We start from the raw sequence: 22,506 nt of genomic DNA, 5'->3' as shown, positions 1-22,506 counted from the left end.
CCTCAACTCCTGCGGGCCGTTCCTCAACCCTTTTTTGCGTGAGGTGTGTCATGGCCAAAGTTATTTTGAAGAAAAAAATCGACGTTCAGTCCACCGCCCTGAGTGACGTTAAACGCTATGCCCGCAAGATCTGGTTGGCGGGTCTTGGCGCCTATGCCAAGGTCGGCAGCGAAGGCAGCGAGTACTTCAAAGAGCTGGTCAAGAAGGGTCAACATGTTGAAAGTAAAGGTAAAAAAGTTGTGGTTGAACAACTTGATGCCGCCAACAGTCAGATTGACCAAGTAAAGAGTAATGTCTCAAGCGTCAAAGGCCTGGTTGAAGTTCAACTGGATAAAGTTGAAAAAGCTTTTGACATACGCGTTGCAAGTGCCTTGAATCGGATCGGCATTGCGTCTAAACATGACGTGGAGACACTCTCTGCTAAGCTCGAAGAGCTGACGACATTGCTAGAACGTGTCGCGCGTAAACACTAAGGAGACATCGGGATGGCTGTTAAAAAGACTACTCAGAAAGAAGGCAGCTCGTGGGTCGGGGAAGTTGAAAAATATTCCCGTAAGATCTGGCTTGCTGGTTTAGGCGTGTACTCGAAGGCTAGCATTGGTGAAGGCAAAAAACTCTTCGAGTCTTTGGTCAAGGACGGTGAGAAAGCCGAGAAGTTGACCAAAAGCACAGTCGGTAAAACAGTTGAAGCGGCCAAGGCAACTGCCGGTTCCGCCAAGTCGGGTATTTCTGACACCTGGGGCAAGTTGGAAGAAACTTTCGACAAACGCCTCAACAGTGCGATTTCGCGACTGGGCGTACCCAGCAAGGCAGAGCTGAAGGCACTGCACAGCAAGGTCGACACGTTGACCAAGCAAATCGAAAAGCTCACCGGCGCCAAAGTGGCCCCTGTGAAAACGGCTGCCGCCAAACCTGCTGCCAAGCCGGCCGCTAAAACCGCAGCGGCCAAGCCCGCAGCGAAAACTGCAGCCAAGCCTCTGGTAAAAGCTGCTGCCAAACCGGCTGCAAAACCTGCGGCCAAGGCACCCGCCAAAGCCGCCGCTAAACCGGCTGCCAAGCCTGCGGCTAAAACAGCAGCGGCAAAACCGGCTGCCAAGCCTGCCGCTAAACCCGTGGCCGCTAAAGCCGCTGCCAAGCCGGCGGCTAAACCTGCCGCCAAGGCCGCTGCAAAACCGGCCGCCAAGCCAGCAGCTAAAACCGCAGCCGCTAAACCTGCTGCCAAGCCCGCTGCTGCGAAACCTGCAGCCAAGCCGGCCGCCGCGAAACCGGCTGCTAAACCTGCGGCCGCCAAGCCTGCGGCAAAACCAGCCGCCGCGAAGAAGCCAGCGGTAGCGAAAAAACCAGCAGCGGCCAAGCCTGCTGTTGCGGCCAAGCCAGCAACTGCGGCACCTGCCGCTTCCACAGCCAACTCGGTGTCCGCACCGACCCCTGCTGCTGTGACCCCGACTGCATCGCCGGCAACCCCGACGCCATCCAGTCAGTCCTGATTTTTTCAGGACACACAAAAAATGCCCGGCCTGTGAAGGTCGGGCATTTTTTATGGTGGTGCTTTCAATGACGCAACACATCCAACAGTGTGAGGGCTTTTGTGGCGAGGGAGCTTGCTCCCGCTTGATCGCGCAGCGGTCGCCGGTTTTTTGGGCGAACTTCGCACCCCGGCGCAAGCAAGCTTGCTCACTACAATAAACGCTCCTGCTTTTTAGACGGAGTCATCCAGGTATTTGAGTGCGAATTTCTCGGTCGCCAGCCGTGCCGGCAACAATAAGTGCGGCGCCACCAGCATCACGATCTGGTAGACCACCACCCGTATCTCACCTTCACGGTCGAGAATCCGCTGGTAGTCCAGCGAAAACAGCAGGGTCAGGGTGATCTGCTCCACCAGTTGCCCCAGTGCCTGGGTACCACTGACCAATTGCCCCGACGTCTTCAACCGTGCCAACAGCGACGCCAGGGTGCGTTTGAGTGCCGTGAGCAGGTTGCGAATGCCTTTGGCCAGTTTCGGCAGGCGCCCCGCGAGGTTCGACAGGTCCTGGAACAGAAACCGGTAATGGGCCATGCGCTCGACGATCAGGTGCAGGAATAGCCAGTAATCCTCGGCCTCCAGCTGCGCGTCAGCGGGTGGGTCGAGCAGGGGTGCCAGTTCGTTTTGAAAGCGCTCGAACAACCCAAGCACCAAGGGCTCCTTGCCATGGAAGTGGTAGTAGAGGTTGCCGGGGCTGATCCCCATTTCATTGGCCACCTCCATGGTCGACACGTTCGGCTCGCCCTTCTGGTTGAACAACTGCAGGGCACATTCAAGGATACGGTCGCGGGTCTTCATCCAGTCTTCTTAATGTGATCGTTGAGTTCAGCGCACACGCACGTAGGTGCCCGGCGCTGCTTCCATCGGTGGGTAGTTCTGGTTGCCCAGGGCGGTGAGGGTTTCGCGCTGAACGCCGGAGCGCTGCTGCACCCATTCCAGCCACTGCGGCCACCAGCTGCCTTCGACGTGGTTGGCGTCGTAGTACCAGGCGCGCGGGTCACTGCTCAGCTTGGGGTTCTCGACGTAGTTGGCCTTGGGGTTGCCCGGCGGGTTGAGGATGCTCTGGATATGCCCGCTGTTGGACAGCACGAAGCGCCGCTCACCCCCCAGCAACTGGGTGGAGCGGTACACCGCGTCCCACGGCGTGATGTGGTCGTTGATCCCGGCCACGCTGAAGCTGTCCACCGTGACCTTCTGCAAGTCGATGGGCGTGCCGCACACCTCCAGGCCGCCGGGATGGCTCAGCGGGTTGTGCTTGAAGAAATCCAGCAGGTCGCCGTGCAGCGCGGCGGGCAAGCGCGTGTTGTCGTTATTCCAGTACAGGATGTCGAAGGCTGGCGGTTCCTTGCCCAGCAGGTAGTTGTTGATCCAGTAGTTCCAGATCAGGTCATTGGGGCGCATCCAGGCGAACACCTTCGCCATGTCGCGGCCGTCCAGCACGCCTTGCTGGTAAGAGCGGCGCTTGGCCGCTTCCAGGGTTTGTTCATCGGCAAACAGCGTGGCGGGGCTGTCGATCTGGCTGTCGAGCAGGCTCACCAGGTAGGTGGCGCTGGAGATGCGCCGCAACTGGCGCTTGGCTTGCAGGTGGCCTTGCAGGGCGGCGATGCTCAGGCCACCGGCGCAGGCGCCCATCAGGTTGACCTCCCTTGCACCGGTGATCGCCCGGCAGACGTTGAGGGCTTCTTCCAGCGCCGCAACGTAGGTGGACAACCCCCATTCGCGATGGCGCACGTCCGGATTGCGCCAACTGACCATAAAGGTCTGCAGGCCGTTCTTGAGGGCGTACTGCACAAAGCTGTTGGCGGGGCTGAGGTCGAAAATGTAGTACTTGTTGATTTGCGGCGGCACCACCAGCAGCGGCTTGGCGTACTGCTTTTCGCTCATGGGCTTGTACTGGATCAGCTCCAGCAGCTCGTTGCGAAACACCACCGAACCCGGCGTGGTGGCGACCGTCTTGCCCACTTCGAACGCGTGCTTGCTCACCTGGCGCGGCAGGCCATTGTTGTGCAGCAGGTCCTCGAACAGGTTCGTCACACCGCGCACCACGCTGTTGCCCCCGGAGTTGAGCAGCTCCTTGACGGCCAGCGGGTTGAGCAGGGTGTTGGAAGGGGAGACGGCGTCGTTGAGCAGCGAGAAGGCAAAGTGCGCGCGAGCCCGGTCATCGGCGCTCAACGCGCTGTCGTCGATCCAGTGGCGCGTCTGCTTTTGCCAGCTCAGGTAGGCTTGCAGGCTGCGCCGATAGAGCGGGTTGAGCTTCCAGGTGGGGTCGCTGAAACGGCTGTCATTGGGGTTGGGCTCATGCACCGTCTCACCCAGCAGCACGCGGCCCAGCTGGCTGCTCAGTGCCCAGGCATGACGAACGGTATGCACCGGGTTGCGCAGGCCGTGGGCGGCAACGCTGCGCAGCGTCGACAGCAGGTCCCGACCGCGCAGGCCGGTGATCGCGTTTTGCGCATTGATGAACACGGCAGGGGTGGGCGCCGGGTTCGTCACGGGTCTTTCTCGCATGAGCCAACACTCCTTCGTCAAGCCATCAAACAGGCACGCCAATTCAGAACCATAGTCGGTTCCTGGCAAGTTGCGCGGCGGTGTGGTCCTTACACCGCAGGTCGCGGATGAATCACCGCGCGCAGGCGCTCCTCCTCGAGAAATTTCATGATGATCGGCGCCACGGCTTCGGCCCGGGTGATCAAGAACAGGTGGCCATCGTCGATGATGTGCAACTGTGCGTTGGGAATGCGCCAGGCCAGCATGCGCATGTTGATCAGCGGGATCAGCGGGTCGTCATCCCCCGCCAGCACCAGGGTGGGTTGGCGGATCTTGTGCAGCCAGTGGATGCTGGTCCAGCCCAGCCCGGCGAACAGTTGCCAGTAGTAACCCAGCTTGCCCGCCGAACGTACTTTGCTGGCATGTTCTGCGGCCAGTTTCGAATCGCGGCGGAACGAGCCGCCATAAATCATCGGGGCAATGCGCACTACATGGGACGGCTGGATGTAACGGCGCGGGCTGGCCATCAGCCACAGCACTTTGGGTTTGCCCGGCACCATCACCGCACCCGCCGCCGTGGCCGCCAGGATCAGCTTCTTGCAACGCTCCGGGTAGTCGTAGGCGAACTGCTGCGCCAACGCGCCGCCCCAGGACACGCCCACCGCGTTCACCTGGCCATAGTCCAGGTAGTCGAGCATGCGTGCAGTGAGCTTGGCCAGGCCGGGAAAGCGATAGGGACGGTTGGGCGTGGATGAGCCACCCACGCCGGGCACATCGAAGGCGATCACTTCCAGGTCCGGGTCCAGGGCCTGGACGAACGGAAACACCAGCTCAAGGTTGGCGCCGATGCCGTTGAAGATCAGCAAGGGCGTCAAGTGAGGCTTGCCCGGGCGCACCGCCGTGCGGATGGTTTGGCCATCCAGGTCGATGGTACGGAAGATGAACGGTTGCGGCATGCTCAAGCCCTGTGAAGTGTTACAGCCGGAATGTGGTCGAAATGTGGGTGCGGGCTTGCTCGCGAAAGCGGTGTATCAGTATCAGGTGTGCTAGCTGGCACACTGCATTCGCGAGCAAGCCCGCTCCCACATTTGGTCCCATTTCAATCACAAAAATATGTGTGGCTTAGCGTTCATGCACATAAGTACCCGGCGCTGCTTCTGCTGCGGCGTAAGTTTTATTTCCTAGCGAAGTCGGCGCTTTCTTCAGCTTGCCCGCCCGTTCCGCCTGCCACGCCTGCCAGTGCAGCCACCAGGAATCGGTGTGCTTGGTGGCGTTTTCCTGCCACTCCAATGCACTGCACGCCAGGCCGTCACTGGTCTGGTAGCGCGCCTTGGGGTTGCCGGGCGGGTTGAGGATGCTCTGGATATGCCCGCTGCTCGACAGCACGAACTCCACCTTGCCACCAAACAACTGCGCCGACTTGTAGCAGGACTGCCATGGCGTGATGTGGTCGTTGGTGCCGGCCAGTGAGTAGATATCGGCAGTGACCTGCTTGAGATCGATGGGCGTGCCGCACACTTCCAGGGCGTTGGCGCGCACCAGCGGGTTGTTCTTGAACAGTTCGATCAGATCGCCGTGGAACGCGGCCGGCAGGCGGGTGGTGTCGTTGTTCCAGAACAGGATGTCAAACACCGGTGGTTCGTTGCCCAACAGGTAATTGTTGACCCAGTAGTTCCAGATCAGGTCGTTGGGGCGCATCCAGGCGAACACCTTGGCCATGTCGCGGCCTTCCAGCACGCCGGCCTGGTAGGAATGGCGCTTGGCGGCCTCAAGGGTTTGCTCGTCGACGAACAGCGCCACCTGGGTGTCCAGGGTGGTGTCCAGCACGCTGACCATCAGGGTCAGGGCGTTGACCTTCTTCTCCCCCAGCGCGGCGTAGTGGCCCAGCAACGCGGTGCAGGTGATGCCACCCGAGCAGGCGCCGAGCATGTTGATGTCTTTGCTGCCGGTGATTGCCGTGACCACATCCACCGCTTCCTTGAGCGCTTCGATGTAGGTCGACAGGCCCCACTCGCGCTGGGCCTTGGTCGGGTTGCGCCAGCTCACGATAAAGGTCTGCTGGCCATTGCGCAGGCAGAAGCGCGCCAGGCTCTTGTCCGGGCTCAGGTCGAATACGTAGAACTTGTTGATCTGCGGCGGCACCACCAGCAGGGGGCGCTCGTGCACCTGTTCGGTGATCGGCTTGTACTGGATCAGCTCCAGCACGTCGTTGCGAAACACCACCGCGCCTTCGGTAGTGCCCAGGGTCTTGCCCACTTCAAAGGCGCCCATGTTGACCTGGCTCGGCATGCCGCCGTTGTGCACCAGGTCCTTGGCCAGGTGGGAGAGGCCATCGAGCAGGCTCTTGCCACCGGTTTCAAAGAAGCGTTTGACCGCTGCCGGGTTGGCCGCGCTGTTGGTAGGGGCCATGGCTTCGGTCATCAGGTTGATCACGAAGTGACCACGGCTGATGTCCTGTTCCGACAGGTTGCTGTCGCCGATCCAGTCGTGCAGCTCCTTGCGCCATGCCAGGTAGGTCTGCAAATAACGTTTGTAGAGCGGGTTCTGGCTCCAGGCCGGGTCATGGAAACGACGGTCGTCGTGTTCCGGCACCAGCTGGGATTTGCCGAACATCACGTTCTTCAATTCGACGCCAAAGTGGGCGACGTGCTTGACGCTGTGCAACGGTTGCTTGATGGCTTGGGTCAGCACCATCTTCGCCGAGGCGAGCAAATCCTTTTTCCGTAACGCGATGATCGGGTTCAGCCCCAGGGTGTTTTCCGAGGCCTGGCGTTTCAAGTCATCGTTGTTCTTGTTACTCATCTACGACGCTCCATTGTCCGAAAGACGAGTACCGGGTACCGCTGTGCACCAGGTTTCGATACACAACACAAGCCAGGTACGCGACTCGGGTGACCGTTGATACCGCATCGTCAAATGCAGGGAACTTGCCAGTTCCATTGGTTACCCGAGTTTAATTTTTTTCGCAAGCGGGCCAGTCATTGGCCGCGCGACAGGGCATTCAAGCAGATGAAATTAGAAAATGCTCTCTAAAGAGCAAGAGGCGTGTGCTAGAGCATCAGCCGCACGACCGACTCGCTCGGGTCGCGGGTTTTTCCAGCCGCTTTGAGTTCGGCCAGGTAATCGGCCCACAGCGCGTCCTGACGCACGGCCAGTTGGTAAAGGTAGTCCCAAGTGAACAGCCCGCTGTCATGCCCGTCGTCGAAGGTCAATTTCAGTGCGTACTGACCGGCCGGTTCTATCTTGGTCAACCGTACGTTGAGCTTGCCGAATTGCAGGATGGGTTTGCCATGACCCTGGACCTCGGCGGAAGGCGAGTGGGTGCGCAGCAGTTCGGCGGAGAGTTGATACACCTCGTCGGGCCCGTAGGTGAGGCCGAGGGTGTTGGAGGTTTTGTGCAGGTTTACGGCAGTGGGGAATTTCGACATTGGAGAACCGCCCAGAGATAGTCCTGAAGGGACCGGCTTTAAACTGTGGGAGCGGGCTTGCTCGCGAATACGGTGTGTCAGTCAGCACATCTGGCACTGATACACCGCATTCGCGAGCAAGCCCGCTCCCACATTAAAGCAAAGCGGCCCTGCGTTAGCCTTACAGGATATAACGAGACAAGTCTTCGTTCTGCGCCAATTCGCCCAAGTGGCTGTTGACGTACTCAGCGTCGATCTTGATCACCTCGCCATTCTGCGCCCCAGCCAGGTCGCCGGCGCTGAAGGACACTTCCTCCAGCAGACGCTCCAGCAAGGTGTGCAAACGACGGGCACCGATGTTCTCAGTCTTCTCGTTGACCTGCCAGGCGATCTCCGCCAGGCGCTTGATACCGTCTGCCTGGAACTCGATGCCCAGGCCTTCGGTTTTCAGCAGCTCACGGTACTGCTCGGTGAGCGACGCGTGCGGCTCGCTGAGGATGCGCTCGAAGTCGCCCGGTGTCAGCGCCTTGAGTTCCACGCGAATCGGCAGGCGGCCTTGCAGCTCCGGCACCAGGTCGCTTGGCTTGCTCAGGTGGAAGGCACCCGAAGCAATGAACAGGATGTGGTCAGTCTTGACCATGCCCAGCTTGGTGTTCACGGTGCAGCCTTCGATCAGCGGCAGCAGGTCGCGTTGTACGCCCTCGCGGGACACATCGACGCCACCAGAGTTACCACGCTTGGCCACCTTGTCGATCTCGTCGATAAACACGATGCCGTGCTGCTCGACGGCTTCCAGGGCCTTGGCCTTGAGTTCTTCCTCATTGACCAGGCGCCCAGCTTCTTCGTCGCGCACCAGTTTCAGCGCATCCTTCACCTTGAGCTTGCGGCTTTTCTTCTTGCCCTTGCCCATGTTGCTGAACAGGTTTTGCAGCTGGCTGGTCATTTCTTCCATGCCAGGCGGTGCGGAAATATCGACGCTGGACGCTTCGGAGACTTCGATCTCGATCTCTTTGTCGTCCAACTGGCCTTCACGCAGGCGCTTGCGGAACAGTTGACGGGTGTTGGAATCCGAGGCTGGGGCGGCGTCTTCGTTGAAGCCCATGCGTGCCGGGGGCAGCAGGGCGTCAAGGATGCGTTCCTCGGCGGCGTCTTCGGCGCGGTGGCTGACCTTGGTCACTTCCTGTTCGCGCAGCATTTTCAAGGCGGCGTCGGCCAGATCACGGATGATCGACTCGACGTCACGGCCCACGTAGCCCACTTCGGTGAACTTGGTGGCTTCGACCTTGATGAACGGCGCGTTGGCCAGCTTGGCCAGGCGACGGGCGATCTCGGTTTTACCGACGCCGGTCGGGCCGATCATCAGGATGTTCTTGGGCGTCACTTCAACGCGCAGTTCTTCGGGCAGTTGCATCCGGCGCCAGCGGTTACGCAGCGCAATGGCTACGGCGCGCTTGGCATCGTCCTGGCCGATGATATGGCGATTAAGTTCATGGACGATTTCGCGGGGAGTCATGGACATAGTGTTTGGCGGCCTCAAGCCGAATAAGCCTTGGGGCTTACTCAGCGAGGTCCTGCTCCTCAATGGTCAGGTTGTGGTTGGTGAACACGCAGATATCGCCAGCGATACCCAGGGCGGTCTCGACGATTTCACGGGCCGACAGGTCGGTCTTCTTCAACAGTGCGCTGGCAGCCGCCTGGGCGTAGCCACCACCGGAACCCATGGCGATCAGGCCGTGTTCCGGCTCCACCACATCGCCGTTGCCGGTGATGATCAAGGACGCGTCTTTGTTGGCCACCGCCAACATAGCTTCCAGGCGGCTCAAGGAACGGTCGGTGCGCCATTCTTTGGCGAGCTCGACAGCGGCGCGAACGAGGTGGCCCTGGTGTTTTTCCAACTGGCCTTCGAAACGCTCGAACAGGGTGAAGGCGTCGGCGGTCGCGCCGGCAAAGCCTGCGAGCACCTGGCCGTGGTACAGGCGACGCACTTTCTTGGCGTTGCCTTTCATCACGGTATTACCCAGGGAAACCTGGCCGTCGCCGCCCATGACGACTTTGCCGTGGCGACGTACTGAAACGATGGTGGTCAAGGGGAGAGTCTCCACGCAGCGGGGCGAAAATGCCCTGATGAAAACTCATATGGGGGTGGCGGGGGGGATTTCAACTGTAAGGGAGGTATGCGGACGAGTGGTGTTTATAGGTCTTACACACTTTTGAGAACACCCTAAAACCAAATGTGGGAGCGGGCTTGCCTGCGATTGCGGTGTGTCAGTCACTGAAAATATTGACTGTTACACCGCAATCGCAGGCAAGCCCGCTCCCACATTTTTGTCCCGTGTTGAGCTTGTGTCAGCGGCTCTGGCGTTGTTGTAACAACAGGTTGCTAAAGCCGGCGCCAGCCAGTTGCTTCTGCGCCACGGTCAGTTGCTCACGGTTGCTGAACGGCCCCACCAGCACGCGATACCAGGTCGCATCCTTCACCGTGCCGGACTCAACCGACACCGCCTGGCCCAACAGAATGATCTGCGCACGCACGCGGTCCGCGTCCGCCTGTTTCGGGAACGAGCCCGCCTGCAGGAAGAACTTGGTCACCGGCGCGGCCTTGGTGGTCGCCACCGGTGGCGGTGGCGGCGGGGTAATCCCGGCCAGCGCCGCCTGGGCACGCGCGGTATCGATTTTCGCGGCCTCCGCTGGTGTTACCGGCGTGGTCGGCACTTGTGGCGTCGGCAGGGTTTTCTCCGGCACGGCGTCAGGCGGCACGATCACTTCCGATTCCGGCAGCAGCGTGTAGAAGTCGTACTTCGGCTTCACCGGCGCTGTCGGGCTTGGCGCGGTCTTGTTGGCTTCGGCGATCTTCGTGGCCTTCTGCTGCTCTTGCTTGACCCGTTTGACGTCATCGCCCTTGCCCGGCTCCAGCTTCATCAGGATCACGACAAACGCACCGACCGCCAGGCCGATGGCCATCCACAACCAGCCTGGAATAGGCTTCTTCGCCGGGGCCTGGTAGCGGCTGGCGCCGCGCTTGGGTGCAGGTTTTTTCTTGGCAGCCAACTTACATACGCTCCAGAGTTTCCAGGCCCAACAGCTCCAGGCCTTGCTTGAGGGTCCGTCCAGCCAGTGCGGCAAGGCGCAGGCGACTTTGCTTCTGGGCTTCGTCGTCTGCGGTGAGGATCGGGCAGTTCTCGTAGAAACTGGAGAACAGGCCGGCGACTTCGTACAAGTAGGTGCACAGGATATGCGGCGTGCCCTTCTCGCCGACGCTGTTCAGCACTTCGCCGAATTGCGCCAGCTTGGCGGCCAGTTCCTGTTCGTGCGGGGCGTCCAGCACGATGTGGCCTTCCACTTCGCTGAAATCCTTGCCCAGCTTACGGAACACGCCGGCTACGCGGGTGTAGGCGTACAGCAGGTACGGCGCAGTGTTGCCTTCGAAGTTCAGCATCAGCTCGAAGTTGAAGCTGTAGTCGCTGGTGCGGTGCTTGGACAGGTCGGCGTATTTCACCGCGCCAATGCCCACCACGCGGGCGATGTTGCGCAGGTCGGCTTCGGCCAGCTCCGGGTTCTTTTCCTTCACCAGGTTGTAGGCGCGCTCCTGGGCTTCGTTCAGCAGGTCGATCAGCTTCACGGTGCCGCCGTCGCGGGTCTTGAACGGACGACCGTCGGCGCCGTTCATGGTGCCGAAGCCCATGTGCTCCATGTGCATCGGGTGGGTGATGAAGCCTGCGCGACGCGCCACCTCGAACACCTGCTGGAAGTGCAAGGCCTGGCGCTGGTCGACGAAGTACAGGGCGCGGTCGGCTTTGAGTACGCCGCTGCGGTAGCGCACGGCCGCCAGGTCGGTGGTGGCGTAGAGGTAGCCGCCATCGGCCTTGACGATGATCACCGGCAGCGGCTCGCCGTCGGCGGTCTTGAATTCTTCAAGGAATACGCACTGCGCGCCGTTGCTCTCGACCAGCAGGCCTTTGGCCTTGAGGTCGTTGACCACGTTGATCAGGTCATCGTTGTAGGCGCTTTCGCCCATTACGTCGGCCATGGTCAGCTTGACGTTGAGCAGCTCGTAGATTTCCTGGCAGTGGGACAGGGATATCTCACGGAAGCGGTTCCACAGTGCCAGGCACTCTTCGTCACCGGCTTGCAGCTTGACCACCAGGCCGCGGGCGCGGTCGGCGAATTCTTCGGACTCGTCGAAACGCTTCTTGGCGGCGCGGTAGAAATTCTCCAGGTCCGACAGCTCGTTGCTGGTGATCGGGTTTTCCTGCAGGTACGCCATCAGCATGCCGAACTGGGTGCCCCAGTCGCCCACGTGGTTCTGGCGGATCACGGTGTCGCCGAGGAACTCGAGAACACGGGCCACGCCGTCGCCAATGATGGTGGAGCGCAGGTGGCCCACGTGCATCTCTTTGGCCAGGTTGGGTGCCGACAGGTCAATGGCGACGCGTTCCAGCGGGCCGGCCTTGCGCACGCCGATCTGGGCGTCGGCCAGGGCCGCGTCCAGGCGCGAAGCCAGGGCCTGGGTGTTCTGGAAGAAGTTGATGAAGCCCGGGCCGGCGATTTCGGCCTTGGTGACGCTTTCGTCAGCCGGCAGGGCGGCGATGAGTTTTTCCGCCAGGTCACGCGGCTTCATACCAGCCGGCTTGGCCAGCATCATCGCGATGTTGCTGGCGAAGTCACCGTGGGTCTTGTCGCGGGTGTTCTCCACCTGGATCGCCGGCGTCAGGCCTTCAGGCAACACACCTTCGTTGACGAGTTGGGTGAGGGCTTGTTGGATCAGCTGGCGAATGGTGTCTTTCATGGTGTTCTCTTTCGACCGCAAGCGGCGGCGCGCGATGCGCAGGTGGAAAAACTGGGCATTATCCGTGGCGAGGGCGGGCTTGCCAACCGTTCAGACAGGTTGACGGACCTGCGGGCCTCATCGCGGGCAAGCCCGCTCCCACATTTAAGGTATTCACAATTCAAACTGTGGGAGCGGGCTTGCCCGCGATAGCAACCTATCTATCAATACAAATCTACCGGGTCCACATCCAACGACCATCGCACCTGCCGGCCGCTGGGCATTTGCTCCAGGGCAAGCAACCAGCTACTTAATAGGCGATGCAATGGCGCACGGGACGTTGCCTGCAAGAGTAGCTGAGCACGATAGCGCCCGGCGCGGCGTTCCATGGGGGCGGGCACCGGGCCGAGCAGCTCGATGCCCGTCAGGCCCAGCTCACCCAGCAAACCCTCGGCAGCGCTGCACGCCTCATCGAGGAAACCTTCAGCCTGCCCAGGCTTGTGCGCTTCGGCCCGCAACAGCGCCAAATGGGAAAACGGTGGCAGGCCCGCCGCACGCCGTTCACTCAGCGCCTGTTCGGCAAAGGCAAAGTAGCCTTGCTCTGTCAGCTGGATCAGCAGCGGATGGTCAGCCAAGTGCGTCTGGATAATCACTTTACCCGGCTCTTCGGCGCGCCCGGCTCTGCCTGCGACCTGCACGATCAACTGCGCCATGCGCTCGCTGGCGCGGAAGTCGCCGGAGAACAGTCCGCCATCAGCATCCAGGATCGACACCAGGGTCACCCGAGGGAAGTGGTGGCCTTTGGCGAGCATCTGCGTGCCGATCAGGATGCACGGCTGGCCCTTCTGGATGGTGGCGAACAGCTGGTTCATTGCGTCTTTGCGCGAGGTGCTGTCACGGTCGACCCGCAGCACCGGGTAGTCCGGGAACAGGATGCCCAGGCGCTCTTCGGCGCGCTCGGTGCCGGCGCCGACTGGCCGCAGGTCCACCTTGCCGCACTGCGGGCAGTGGCGCGGCACCCGCTCCACGTGGCCGCAATGGTGGCAGCGCAGTTCGCCATAACGCTGGTGCACGGTCATGCGCGCATCACAGCGCTCACACTCGGACATCCAGCCACAGTCATGGCACAGCAGCGTCGGCGCGAAGCCGCGGCGGTTGAGAAACACCAGCACTTGCTGGCCAGCCGCGAGGGTCTGGCCGATAGCCTGTTGCATCGGCCCGGAAATGCCGCTGTCCAGCGGGCGGCTTTTGACGTCCAGGCGCAGGAAACGCGGCTGCTTGGCGCCGCCGGCCCGTTCGTTGAGGCGTAGGAGTCCATAACGGCCGGTGTAGGCGTTGTGCAAGCTTTCAAGGGATGGCGTGGCCGAGCCCAGCACAATCGGGATGTCTTCCTGGCGCGCGCGCACCAAGGCCAGGTCGCGGGCGTGGTAACGCAGGCCTTCCTGCTGTTTATAGGAGCCGTCGTGCTCTTCGTCGATGATGATCAGCCCGGGGTTTTTCATCGGGGTGAACAGCGCCGAGCGGGTGCCGATGATGATGTCGGCCTCGCCGTCCCGGGCCGCCAGCCACGATTCCAGGCGCTCGCGGTCATTGACCGCCGAGTGCACCAGGGCGATGCGGGCATTGAAGCGTTGCTCGAAGCGCGCCAGGGTTTGCGGGCCCAGGTTGATTTCGGGGATCAGCACCAGCGCCTGCTTGCCGGCCTGCAAGGTTTCGCGGATCAGCTGCAAATACACTTCGGTCTTGCCGCTGCCGGTGACGCCGGCCAGCAGGAAGGCATGGAAGCTGTCGAAGCCTGCGCGAATCGCTTCATAGGCGGCGCGTTGCTCGGGGTTGAGCGGCAATTCCGGCTGGGCCAGCCAGTGGTCGTGGCGCGGGTCGGGGGCGTGCTTGCGGATTTCTACCTGCACCAGGCCCTTGGCCAACAGCAGGTCGAGGCTGTCTTTGCTCAGCATCAGCTTGCTCAGCAGTTGATGCGCCACGCCGTGCGGGTGCTGGGCCAGGGTCGCCAGGGCTTCACGCTGGCGCGGGGCGCGGGCGATGCGCGGGTCGTCGAGACGGGCGCCGGGCACCATTGACCAGAAGCGTTCCTGGCGCGCTTCAGCCAGCTCGCCCTGGCGCAGCAGCACCGGCAGCGCCCAGCTCAGGGTGTCGCCCAGGCTGTGCTGATAGTACTGGGCCGTCCACAGGCATAGCTTGAACAGGGCGGGCGGCAGCGGCGGGGTCGCGTCGAGCATGGCCAGCGCGGGCTTGAGCTTCTCGGCGGGCACTTCGCTGTGATCGGCGACTTCCACCAGGATGCCGATCATTTCCCGGCGCCCGAACGGCACGCGCACACGCATGCCCGGCTGCAACTGCGCCCGCGACACACCGGCCGGGGCCCGGTAATCGAACAGGCGGCGCAGGGGCGAAGGCAGGGCTAGGCGCAAAATGGCGTCGGGCACGCGGGGGTCTCATCTATAAAGGCAGGCGGTGGCGCAGGGGCGGGAGCCTAGCAGACCTGTGGTGGGGGTGTCCCGTCTCCGGTGCCGGAATTGGACCTTCAGAACACGGCTATCCATTGTGGGAGCGGGCTTGCTCGCGAAAGCGGTGTATCAGTCGCTGGAGATAGCGGCTGTTCTACCGTATTCGCGAGCAAGCCCGCTCCCACAGGGAAGTAGGGGTGCATAGGTATTTCTGATGAAAGGGGCTTATATGTGCGGAATCGGCCGGCACCGCCGCTTGCGCGTTTAAAAAGGTCTGGTAGAATCCGCGGCCTAATTACGTGCGGTATTCGACAATAGTGTCGAGTGGCGGCACGCTAGCCTGAGGAAGTGCCATGAAAGCCGATATCCATCCAGCGTACGAAACCATCGAAGTCACCTGCAGCTGCGGCAACAAGTTCGAAACCCGTTCGAACCTGTGCAAGCCACTGGGTACTGACGTATGCAACGAGTGCCACCCGTTCTACACCGGTAAGCAGAAGACTCTGGACACCGGCGGCCGTGTACAGCGCTTTGCTGACCGTTTCGGCGCTTTCGGTGCCAAAAAGGCCTAAGGCCGATCAATGTGGGAGGCCGATACGGTTTTTCCATGCTGATGAAAAAGGCGTCCCTGGTGGGCGCCTTTTTTGTGCCTGGGATTTGGCTGTCGGCCGCCCAGGCCCAGGTGTTTTGCCCCGCGCCGGCCAACGTGGCCAGGGTGGAGGTGCAGCGCGTGGTCGATGGCGACACGGTCCGCCTCAAGGACGGTCGCAGCGTGCGGATGATTGGCCTCAATACCCCCGAAACCGCCAAGAAAGGCCTCACTGACGAGCCTTATGCCGTCGCTGCCCGCCAGCACCTGCAAGCCTTGGTGCATGCCAGCGATGGCCAGCTAGGCATGGTGCCTGGGCGTGAGAGCAAAGACCGGTATGGCCGAACCCTGGCCCACCTCTATGGGGCTGACGGCGAAAACCTGGAAGCGCAGTTGCTGGCGCAGGGCCTGGGGTTCCAGGTGGGTGTGGCGCCCAACGTGGACCTCGTCACGTGCCAGCTGTTGGCCGAAAACAGTGCGCGCCAGGCACGGCTGGGGGTGTGGCGGCAGTCGCCCGTGCAGCCTGTCACCCAGCTCAGGCAATCCGGCTTTGCCTTGGTCAGCGGCCGGGTGAGCAAGATAGAACGCAATCGCGGCGGTATTTGGATCGACTTGGAGGGGGCACTGGTATTACGCATTGCACCCGATATGGCTCGACAATTCGACAGTGCCTGGCTCGATGGTCTGGAAGGCATGAAAATCGAGGCGCGTGGCTGGGTGCAGGATCGCTCTCGGCGAGACGGCCTGAAAAAGGGGCGGGGGCGCTGGCTCCTGGCGCTCACCGATCCCGGTATGCTCAAATCGTCGTTTGAATAAAAAATTGTAGACATTTTTTATGTCGATTGTGAACAGTTGAGCCCTTGTATCCCGTGGCTCTTGGCCGAAAGTCGTAGCGCAGGGCCCTTGACACCTGTGACTGCCCAGTCTTGTGGGGACTTTGCGACACGCGTATCCTCGGCGGTCCGTCGACCAACAGTAAAAGCGGAATGCCGATATGTCTGATTTGAAAACTGCCGCTCTCGAATATCATGCCCATCCTCGTCCAGGAAAGCTGAGTGTAGAGCTCACCAAAGCCACTGCCACCGCTCGCGACCTGTCGCTGGCCTACAGCCCTGGTGTTGCCGAGCCCGTACGTGAAATCGCCCGCGACCCTGAACTGGCGTACAAGTACACCGGCAAAGGCAACCTGGTTGCAGTGATTTCCGATGGCACCGCGATTCTGGGCCTGGGCAACCTCGGCCCATTGGCTTCCAAGCCAGTCATGGAAGGTAAAGGCGTGCTGTTCAAGCGCTTTGCCGGCATCGACGTTTTCGACATCGAAGTCGACTCCGAAAGCCCGCAGGCTTTCATCGACACCGTCAAGCGCATTTCCATCACCTTTGGTGGCATCAACCTGGAAGACATCAAGGCACCTGAGTGCTTCGAGATCGAAAAGGCCCTGATCGAACAGTGCGACATTCCGGTATTCCACGATGACCAGCACGGCACGGCGATCGTCACCGCAGCCGGCATGATCAACGCCCTGGAAATCGCTGGCAAAACCCTGGCTGACGCCAAGATCGTCTGCCTGGGCGCTGGCGCAGCGGCCATCTCCTGCATGAAGTTGCTGGTGAGCATGGGCGCCAAGCTGGAAAACATCTTCATGGTCGACAGCAAGGGCGTGGTCCAGTCCGAGCGTACCGACCTGAACCAGTACAAGGCGATGTTCGCCCACGCGACCGACAAGCGCAGCCTGGCTGACGCCCTTGACGGTGCAGACGTGTTCGTTGGCCTGTCCGGCCCGAACCTGCTGAGCGCCGAAGGCCTGAAGTCCATGGCGGCCAACCCGATCGTGTTCGCCTGCTCCAACCCTGATCCAGAAATCTCTCCGGAACTGGCTCACGCCACCCGCAGCGACGTGATCATGGCGACCGGCCGTTCGGACTACCCGAACCAGGTCAACAACGTACTGGGCTTCCCGTTCATCTTCCGTGGTGCCCTGGACGTTCGCGCCAAGCGCATCAACGAAGAAATGAAAGTGGCGGCCGCCAACGCCCTGCGTGAACTGGCCAAGCTGCCGGTTCCTCAGGAAGTGTGTGATGCCTACGGCGGTATCAAACTGGAATTCGGTCGTGAGTACATCATCCCGAAACCAATGGACAAGCGCTTGATCACCCTGATCTCCGATGCCGTGGCCAAGGCCGCCATCGAGACCGGCGTGGCTACCCTGCCGTATCCGAAGCACTACCCGCTCAAAAGCGTGGATGATGTGTTCAACGGCTAAGCCGTTGTAGCGCACCAACAAAAAGCCCCGGCTCTTGCGAGTCGGGGCTTTTTTTGTACCTGGCGATAAACCCAAGAGTTGCGCAACACCCAATGTGGGAGCGGGCAAGCCCGCTCCCACATTCGATCTGCGTCAGAACAGGTCGATCGGCGCCGCTTCATCCGCTGGCAGCGGGCTGCCCGGTGCAACGCCATTGTCCAGCTCGTTGACCGACGGCGGCGTGTCTTCGCTCTTGAACAGTTCGAAGTACGCATTCGGCGTGCTCGGCGAGGCCGCGCGGCCGCTGATCGGGTCGATCCGCAGGCTGAGGATGCCTTCCGGCTCTGGCTGGGTGTGCAGCGGCTTGTCTTTGAGGGCTGCACCCATGTAGCTCATCCAGATCGGCAGTGCCACGGTGCCACCAAACTCGCGGCGGCCCAGGCTTTCCGGCTGGTCGTAGCCGGTCCAGACGGTGGTTACGTAATCGGCGTTGTAGCCGGAGAACCAGGCATCTTTGGAGTCGTTCGTCGTACCGGTCTTGCCGGCGATGTCTGCACGGCCCAGGGCCAGTGCACGACGGCCGGTGCCTTTCTTGATCACGTCCTCAAGGATGCTGTTGAGGATGTAGGTGGTACGGCCATCCACCACGCGTTCGGCAACCGCCGGCGCCTGGGGCTCGGCCGGTGCAGTGGTGCTTGCGGCTGGCGCTGCACCTGGTGTCGGTTCGATGGTGATGCCGCCGTGGCTTGGCGCTGCCAGGCCGTCGGTAGCGGCCACACCGTTGACCACATCGCCTGGCACCCGTGGAGGGTTGGCGGTGAACAGGGTTTCGCCGTTACGGCTTTCGACCTTATCGATCAGGTACGGCGAGATCTTGTAGCCGCCGTTGGCAAACGTACTCCAGCCCGTGGCGATTTCCATGGGCGTGAGGGTCGCGGTACCCAGGGCCAGGGACAGGTTCGGCGGCAGGTCCGACTTGTTGAAGCCAAAGCGCGTGATGTAGTCGATGGTCTTGCCGACACCCATGGCCTGCAGCAGGCGGATCGACACCAGGTTACGCGACTTGTACAGCGCTTCACGCACGCGGATCGGGCCGAGGAACGTGTTGGTGTCGTTCTTCGGGCGCCAGACCTTGTCCAGGTATTCGTCGACGAACACGATCGGTGCATCGTTGACCAGGCTGGCGGCGGTGTAGCCGTTATCCAGGGCCGCGCTGTAGATGAACGGCTTGAAGCTCGAGCCCGGCTGGCGCTTGGCCTGGGTGGCGCGGTTGTAGTTGCTCTGCTCGAAGGCAAAACCACCGACCAGCGCGCGGATCGCACCGTTCTGCGGGTCCAGGGACACCAGCGCACCCTGGGCCAGCGGCACCTGGCTGAACTTCAGGCTGTCGTCCTTTTGGCGCTGCACGCGGATCAGGTCGCCCACTTGCGCGACGTCAGACGGCTGCTTGGGCATCGGGCCCATGCTGTTGGTATTCAGGAAGGGGCGCGCCCACTTCATGCTGTCCCAGCTCACATGGGCTTCGCCGGTGCGGGTCAGCACTTGCACGCCATCTTTCTTCACCTGGGTGACGATGGCAGGCTCCAGGCCGCTGATCGGGCGCTGCTTGCCCAGCTCGGTGGTCCAGGCGCTCAGGGTCTTGCCCGGCAGGCGCGACTCGGGGCCGCGGTAGCCGTGACGCTGGTCGTAGGTGATCAGCCCGGAATGCACCGAGTTGTTGGCGATTTCCTGCAGGTCGCTCGGCACCGTTGTGGTTACGCGGAAGCCTTCGGTGTAGGCATCGCTGCCATAGCGGCCGACCATCTCGGCGCGGGCCATTTCAGCGATGTACGGCGCATTCACTTCCGGCGTCGGCACGTGGTAGCTGGCGTTCAGCGGTTCGGCCACGGCGCTTTCATAGGCGGCCTGGTCGATCTTGCCCAGCTTGTACATGCGCCCCAGGATCCAGTCGCGGCGCTCTTTGCTGCGCGCCGGGTTGGCCAGGGGGTTGAAGCGCGAAGGGGCCTTCGGCAGGCCGGCGATCATCGCCATTTGCGCCAGGCTGGCGTCACGGATGGACTTGCCGTAGTACACCTGGGACGCGGCTTCGATCCCGTAGGCGCGGTTGCCCAGGTAGATCTTGTTCACATACAGCTCAAGGATCTCGTCCTTGGTCAGCTGACGTTCGATTTGCAGGGCCAGCAGGATCTCGGTGGCCTTGCGCGAGAAGCTGCGCTCGCTGGTGAGGAAGAAGTTCTTCGCCACCTGCATGGTGATGGTGCTGCCCCCGGATTGAATGTGTCCGCTTTTTACCAACTGCGTGGCTGCACGCACCAGGCTGCTGGGGTCGACGCCGTAGTGGTTGGCGAAGTTATCGTCTTCGGCCGACAGCAAGGCGCTGATGAAATTGGGTGGAATATCGGCGAAACGGATCGGTGTGCGGCGCATTTCGCCGAACTCCGCGATCAGCTTTTCATCGCTGCTGTAGACCCGCAAAGGAATCTGCAACTGGATACTTCTGAGGGCCTCTACGGAGGGCAAACCCGGACTAAGGTAGAGGTAGGCACCGCTGAGCACGAGCAGCAGCCCGCAGACAATCGCGACAATGGAGTACCCGAAAAACTTCAGCAGACGAATCAAGGCTTTTGGATTTCCAGAGAAAAGAAAGAGTTACGCGTCGGGGCATGCATGGCAAACGATGGATCGACCCGAGCTGCAGATAAAAAGCGGGAAAAAACGCTGGGCATTAAAGCATTTTTCGGCTTGGGGCGTCATTCGCACCACTTAAACAAGCCGACCGAATGCAGGGCGCCCAGCGGCAATCAGGCTGGTATGACAGGCAAAGTTTTAGGGAGTTTTATGAGAAAGGGATTTTTCAGGCGAAAAAACGACAGCGTCCTGGGCGTCGATATCAATGACGCGGGGATCAAGCTGGTTGAGTTGGGCCGTTCAGGCAGTGTGTATACGGTGCAGGGCTATGCCACCCAGGCGCTGGCGGCCCATGCGGTGGTTGATGGCACGCTGCTGGACCTCGAGGCAGTCGGGTACGCCTTGCACGAGGCGGTGTCCCGGTCGCTGGCCTCCACACGGCTGGCGGCGGTTGCCGTTGCCGGGCCTTCAGTCATTACGCGCGTGATCGAGCTGGAAGCGGGGCTCAGCGACGAAGAAATGGCTTGGCGCATCCAGATGGAGGCCGACCAGTACATTCCTTACCCGCTGGATGAGGTGGCCATCGACTTTCAGGTCAAGGGACCTTCGCCCCAGGACCCTGCCCGGGTCGAGGTGCTGCTGGCCGCCTGTCTCAGGGAACAAGTCGAAGCGCGCGCAACGGTTTTGACCCGCGCCGGCCTCGTGGCACAGGTGGTGGACGTCGAAGGGTTTGCATTGGAGCGCGCTTGCAGTCAGGATTTCGCCAGCTTCACGCCGGGCCATCGAGTCGATGGCGCACAATGGGCCGTGGATGCCCAAGGGATGGGAATTGCTTGCGGGTTGGCCCTGAGGAGTTTTGCTTGATGACACGCATCAACCTTTTGCCTTGGCGCCAGGCGCTGGAGCAGCGCAAGCGCAAATACTTTCTGATGTTTTTGCTGGCGTTCGGCTGTGCCGCACTCGCAGCGGTGTGGCTGGCAGACCAGGTGATCGATCAGGCCATCGACCGACAAGTGGCGCGCAACAGCCATTTGAACAAGGAAGTGGCTGTCGTCGACGCGCGCATCAAGACCATCGACAGCCTGCAGGAGCAGAGCCAGCAATTGGCTGAGCGGATGAAAGTCGTGCAAGACCTGCATGATGCCCGCTCCTCCAGCACCCAGATGTTTGATCAACTGGCCCGCGCGGTGCCCGAGGGCGTACACCTGCACGAAGTAGTGGCCAACGGCGACACGATCAGCGTCAGCGGCAGCGCGGAGTCCAGCCAGGACATCGCCCAACTGATGCGGCGCCTGGAGGCTTCGCAAGGTACCCACGCCACGCAGTTGCAGCATGTGCGTGCGGAGGGCGGGCGCGGAAACAACGAGTTTCAATTGATGGTGCGCCAGGGCGAGTCCACCGAGGCCCAGCCTTGAGCCTGCCCAGGCTCGACTTATCCACACTCTCTCACAACGCTACCCAATGGCCCCTGCCGGGTAAGGCCCTGTTGGGCTGCGCGCTCGCAGGCGTGGTGTTGTGGGTGGGTGATGGATTGGTCATGGGCCCATCCCGTGAGCAGTTGAAGGCGGCTGAGGTGCGTGAAGTTGCCCTGCGCCAGGAGCTTGAGCAAAAGGCCGGCGTTGCTTCCAGCCTCGAAGACCGCGCGCGTCAGGTTCAATTGATGCAGGACACGGTGTTGGGGCTGTTGCGGCAGTTGCCTGGTGTGTCCGATGTGCCTGGTTTGTTGGATGACATCGCGCGTCTGGCGGCGACCAATGATCTGGTGGTTGAGGACGTCACCGTACTGGATGCAGAGGCTGGTTCGCTCTATGTCGCGGAACCGTTGCAGCTCGGTATTTTTGGCGCGTATCACAACCTCGCTGCCTTCGTCAGCGCCTTGGGTGGCCTGTCGAGCATCGTCACTGTGCACGATGTAGCGCTTCGCCGGGACGGCTCGATGTTGCGCCTCGATCTACTGGTAAAGGCCTATCGCAGCTCATCACCGCATGCTCGGCCCGGCCTGCCGGTCGCGCCGCGAGAGCGGTTTGTCTACGCGGCGGCTTCTCTGCGTGACCCCTTTCAGTCGGCGGTGTCGCCTAGCGATTATCTGCCTGGTCGGCGGGCACCCGCACCGGACCTGACCCGTGCCCGTGGAGTGCTGGAGGGGCTGGCAGTCGACCGGTTCGAAATGGTCGGCACGCTGTCCCGTGGCGAGCAAACCTTCGCCTTGCTGCGTGCGGCGTCGAAGGTGCATCGGCTGGCGGTCGGCGACTACCTGGGCCCCAACCATGGCCGGGTGACCGCCATTACGTCGGGTCATGTGGAGCTCGCCGAGCTGTTTCCCGATGAACAGGGTGCCTGGCTGGAGCGCTCGCGAACCCTCTTGTTAAACGTCAACTCATAACGGAATCAAACAATGAAA

The 22,506-nt window shown here is 61.5% G+C and carries 19 protein-coding genes; 8 read left to right on the top strand and 11 right to left on the bottom strand.

Translation table 11 applies throughout. The features are described from left to right. Positions 1–50: 50 nt before the first annotated feature. Both ACVWVP_RS07700 and ACVWVP_RS07695 read left to right on the top strand, forming a co-directional pair. On the top strand, positions 51–473 hold the full coding sequence (locus ACVWVP_RS07700; protein ID WP_178918583.1) for a phasin family protein: 423 nt from the start codon (positions 51–53) through the stop codon (positions 471–473). Between the two features lie 12 nt (positions 474–485). Further along, positions 486–1,487, top strand: coding sequence for a phasin family protein (locus tag ACVWVP_RS07695; RefSeq protein ID WP_259172734.1), 1,002 nt, complete (start codon positions 486–488; stop codon positions 1,485–1,487). Between the two features lie 212 nt (positions 1,488–1,699). On the opposite strand, the gene ACVWVP_RS07690 is transcribed toward ACVWVP_RS07695, so the two are convergent. The 10 genes from ACVWVP_RS07690 to ACVWVP_RS07645 all read right to left on the bottom strand — a co-directional run bounded on the left by ACVWVP_RS07690 (position 1,700) and on the right by ACVWVP_RS07645 (position 14,625). Next, positions 1,700–2,320, bottom strand: coding sequence for a TetR/AcrR family transcriptional regulator (locus ACVWVP_RS07690; RefSeq protein ID WP_178918585.1), 621 nt, complete (start codon positions 2,318–2,320; stop codon positions 1,700–1,702). 27 nt (positions 2,321–2,347) lie between these two features. Then, positions 2,348–4,030 carry a class II poly(R)-hydroxyalkanoic acid synthase gene (phaC, locus tag ACVWVP_RS07685; protein WP_457405084.1) on the bottom strand — a complete coding sequence of 561 codons (1,683 nt, stop codon included), beginning with the start codon at positions 4,028–4,030 and terminating at the stop codon, positions 2,348–2,350. Positions 4,031–4,119: 89 nt separating this feature from the next. Then, entirely contained in the window at positions 4,120–4,965 is an 846-nt protein-coding gene (gene phaZ / locus ACVWVP_RS07680) for a poly(3-hydroxyalkanoate) depolymerase (RefSeq protein ID WP_025858688.1), read from the bottom strand. A gap of 166 nt (positions 4,966–5,131) precedes the next feature. Continuing rightward, complete coding sequence (gene phaC / locus ACVWVP_RS07675) at positions 5,132–6,811, bottom strand: class II poly(R)-hydroxyalkanoic acid synthase (protein ID WP_178918587.1); 1,680 nt, start codon at positions 6,809–6,811, stop codon at positions 5,132–5,134. Between the two features lie 248 nt (positions 6,812–7,059). Further along, positions 7,060–7,437: a gamma-butyrobetaine hydroxylase-like domain-containing protein gene (locus ACVWVP_RS07670; protein WP_064054062.1), complete on the bottom strand. Its 378-nt coding sequence runs from the start codon at positions 7,435–7,437 to the stop codon at positions 7,060–7,062. 160 nt (positions 7,438–7,597) lie between these two features. Next, positions 7,598–8,935: an ATP-dependent protease ATPase subunit HslU gene (gene hslU / locus ACVWVP_RS07665; protein WP_176997236.1), complete on the bottom strand. Its 1,338-nt coding sequence runs from the start codon at positions 8,933–8,935 to the stop codon at positions 7,598–7,600. 37 nt (positions 8,936–8,972) lie between these two features. Next, on the bottom strand, positions 8,973–9,503 hold the full coding sequence (gene hslV / locus ACVWVP_RS07660; protein ID WP_016972722.1) for an ATP-dependent protease subunit HslV: 531 nt from the start codon (positions 9,501–9,503) through the stop codon (positions 8,973–8,975). 259 nt (positions 9,504–9,762) lie between these two features. Further along, a complete protein-coding gene (locus tag ACVWVP_RS07655; RefSeq protein WP_178918588.1) occupies positions 9,763–10,464 on the bottom strand; it encodes an SPOR domain-containing protein in 702 nt (233 codons plus the stop codon). Position 10,465: 1 nt separating this feature from the next. Next, a complete protein-coding gene (argS, locus tag ACVWVP_RS07650) occupies positions 10,466–12,202 on the bottom strand; it encodes an arginine--tRNA ligase (protein WP_178918589.1) in 1,737 nt (578 codons plus the stop codon). A 203-nt stretch (positions 12,203–12,405) separates the two neighbouring features. Further along, positions 12,406–14,625, bottom strand: coding sequence for a primosomal protein N' (locus tag ACVWVP_RS07645; protein WP_457405080.1), 2,220 nt, complete (start codon positions 14,623–14,625; stop codon positions 12,406–12,408). A 374-nt stretch (positions 14,626–14,999) separates the two neighbouring features. Here ACVWVP_RS07645 and rpmE point away from each other — a divergent pair, with 374 nt between their 5' ends. From rpmE to ACVWVP_RS07630, 3 genes are all read left to right on the top strand, one after another. Further along, positions 15,000–15,218, top strand: a complete 219-nt coding sequence (gene rpmE / locus ACVWVP_RS07640) for a 50S ribosomal protein L31 (RefSeq protein ID WP_010213765.1) — start codon at positions 15,000–15,002, stop codon at positions 15,216–15,218. A gap of 35 nt (positions 15,219–15,253) precedes the next feature. Further along, positions 15,254–16,051, top strand: a complete 798-nt coding sequence (locus tag ACVWVP_RS07635; protein ID WP_457405078.1) for a thermonuclease family protein — start codon at positions 15,254–15,256, stop codon at positions 16,049–16,051. A 178-nt stretch (positions 16,052–16,229) separates the two neighbouring features. Then, positions 16,230–17,498, top strand: a complete 1,269-nt coding sequence (locus tag ACVWVP_RS07630) for a malic enzyme-like NAD(P)-binding protein (protein WP_178918592.1) — start codon at positions 16,230–16,232, stop codon at positions 17,496–17,498. A gap of 132 nt (positions 17,499–17,630) precedes the next feature. Here the strand turns inward: ACVWVP_RS07630 and ACVWVP_RS07625 are convergent, their stop codons facing one another. Then, positions 17,631–20,096 carry a penicillin-binding protein 1A gene (locus tag ACVWVP_RS07625; RefSeq protein WP_457405075.1) on the bottom strand — a complete coding sequence of 822 codons (2,466 nt, stop codon included), beginning with the start codon at positions 20,094–20,096 and terminating at the stop codon, positions 17,631–17,633. A 219-nt stretch (positions 20,097–20,315) separates the two neighbouring features. Between ACVWVP_RS07625 and pilM the strand changes: the two genes are divergently transcribed. From pilM to ACVWVP_RS07610, 3 genes are read left to right on the top strand one after another with little or no spacing between them, the layout of a single operon-like run. Continuing rightward, complete coding sequence (gene pilM / locus ACVWVP_RS07620) at positions 20,316–20,969, top strand: type IV pilus assembly protein PilM (RefSeq protein ID WP_457405272.1); 654 nt, start codon at positions 20,316–20,318, stop codon at positions 20,967–20,969. Continuing rightward, positions 20,969–21,520: a PilN domain-containing protein gene (locus tag ACVWVP_RS07615; protein ID WP_178918594.1), complete on the top strand. Its 552-nt coding sequence runs from the start codon at positions 20,969–20,971 to the stop codon at positions 21,518–21,520. Before pilM ends, ACVWVP_RS07615 begins: the two co-directional genes overlap by 1 nt. Next, positions 21,517–22,488, top strand: a complete 972-nt coding sequence (locus tag ACVWVP_RS07610) for a pilus assembly protein PilP (RefSeq protein WP_457405072.1) — start codon at positions 21,517–21,519, stop codon at positions 22,486–22,488. Before ACVWVP_RS07615 ends, ACVWVP_RS07610 begins: the two co-directional genes overlap by 4 nt. The last annotated feature ends 18 nt before the right edge of the window (positions 22,489–22,506 follow it).

It is taken from the genome of Pseudomonas sp. TE24901, assembly GCF_054058375.1.
Note: the sequence above shows the minus strand (reverse complement) of the source record. Positions and strands in the feature narration are given on the sequence as shown.

What these genes read in the sequence shown, in the direction of transcription:
- rpmE (WP_010213765.1), top strand. Translation starts at nt 15,000, where the DNA reads ATGAAAGCCGATATCCATCCAGCGTACGAAACCATCGAAGTCACCTGC.
- argS (WP_178918589.1), bottom strand. Translation starts at nt 12,202, where the DNA reads ATGAAAGACACCATTCGCCAGCTGATCCAACAAGCCCTCACCCAACTC.
- phaC (WP_178918587.1), bottom strand. Translation starts at nt 6,811, where the DNA reads ATGAGTAACAAGAACAACGATGACTTGAAACGCCAGGCCTCGGAAAAC.
- hslU (WP_176997236.1), bottom strand. Translation starts at nt 8,935, where the DNA reads ATGTCCATGACTCCCCGCGAAATCGTCCATGAACTTAATCGCCATATC.
- ACVWVP_RS07700 (WP_178918583.1), top strand. Translation starts at nt 51, where the DNA reads ATGGCCAAAGTTATTTTGAAGAAAAAAATCGACGTTCAGTCCACCGCC.
- ACVWVP_RS07615 (WP_178918594.1), top strand. Translation starts at nt 20,969, where the DNA reads ATGACACGCATCAACCTTTTGCCTTGGCGCCAGGCGCTGGAGCAGCGC.
- pilM (WP_457405272.1), top strand. Translation starts at nt 20,316, where the DNA reads ATGAGAAAGGGATTTTTCAGGCGAAAAAACGACAGCGTCCTGGGCGTC.
- ACVWVP_RS07635 (WP_457405078.1), top strand. Translation starts at nt 15,254, where the DNA reads ATGCTGATGAAAAAGGCGTCCCTGGTGGGCGCCTTTTTTGTGCCTGGG.
- ACVWVP_RS07695 (WP_259172734.1), top strand. Translation starts at nt 486, where the DNA reads ATGGCTGTTAAAAAGACTACTCAGAAAGAAGGCAGCTCGTGGGTCGGG.
- phaZ (WP_025858688.1), bottom strand. Translation starts at nt 4,965, where the DNA reads ATGCCGCAACCGTTCATCTTCCGTACCATCGACCTGGATGGCCAAACC.
- phaC (WP_457405084.1), bottom strand. Translation starts at nt 4,030, where the DNA reads ATGCGAGAAAGACCCGTGACGAACCCGGCGCCCACCCCTGCCGTGTTC.
- ACVWVP_RS07690 (WP_178918585.1), bottom strand. Translation starts at nt 2,320, where the DNA reads ATGAAGACCCGCGACCGTATCCTTGAATGTGCCCTGCAGTTGTTCAAC.
- ACVWVP_RS07670 (WP_064054062.1), bottom strand. Translation starts at nt 7,437, where the DNA reads ATGTCGAAATTCCCCACTGCCGTAAACCTGCACAAAACCTCCAACACC.
- ACVWVP_RS07630 (WP_178918592.1), top strand. Translation starts at nt 16,230, where the DNA reads ATGTCTGATTTGAAAACTGCCGCTCTCGAATATCATGCCCATCCTCGT.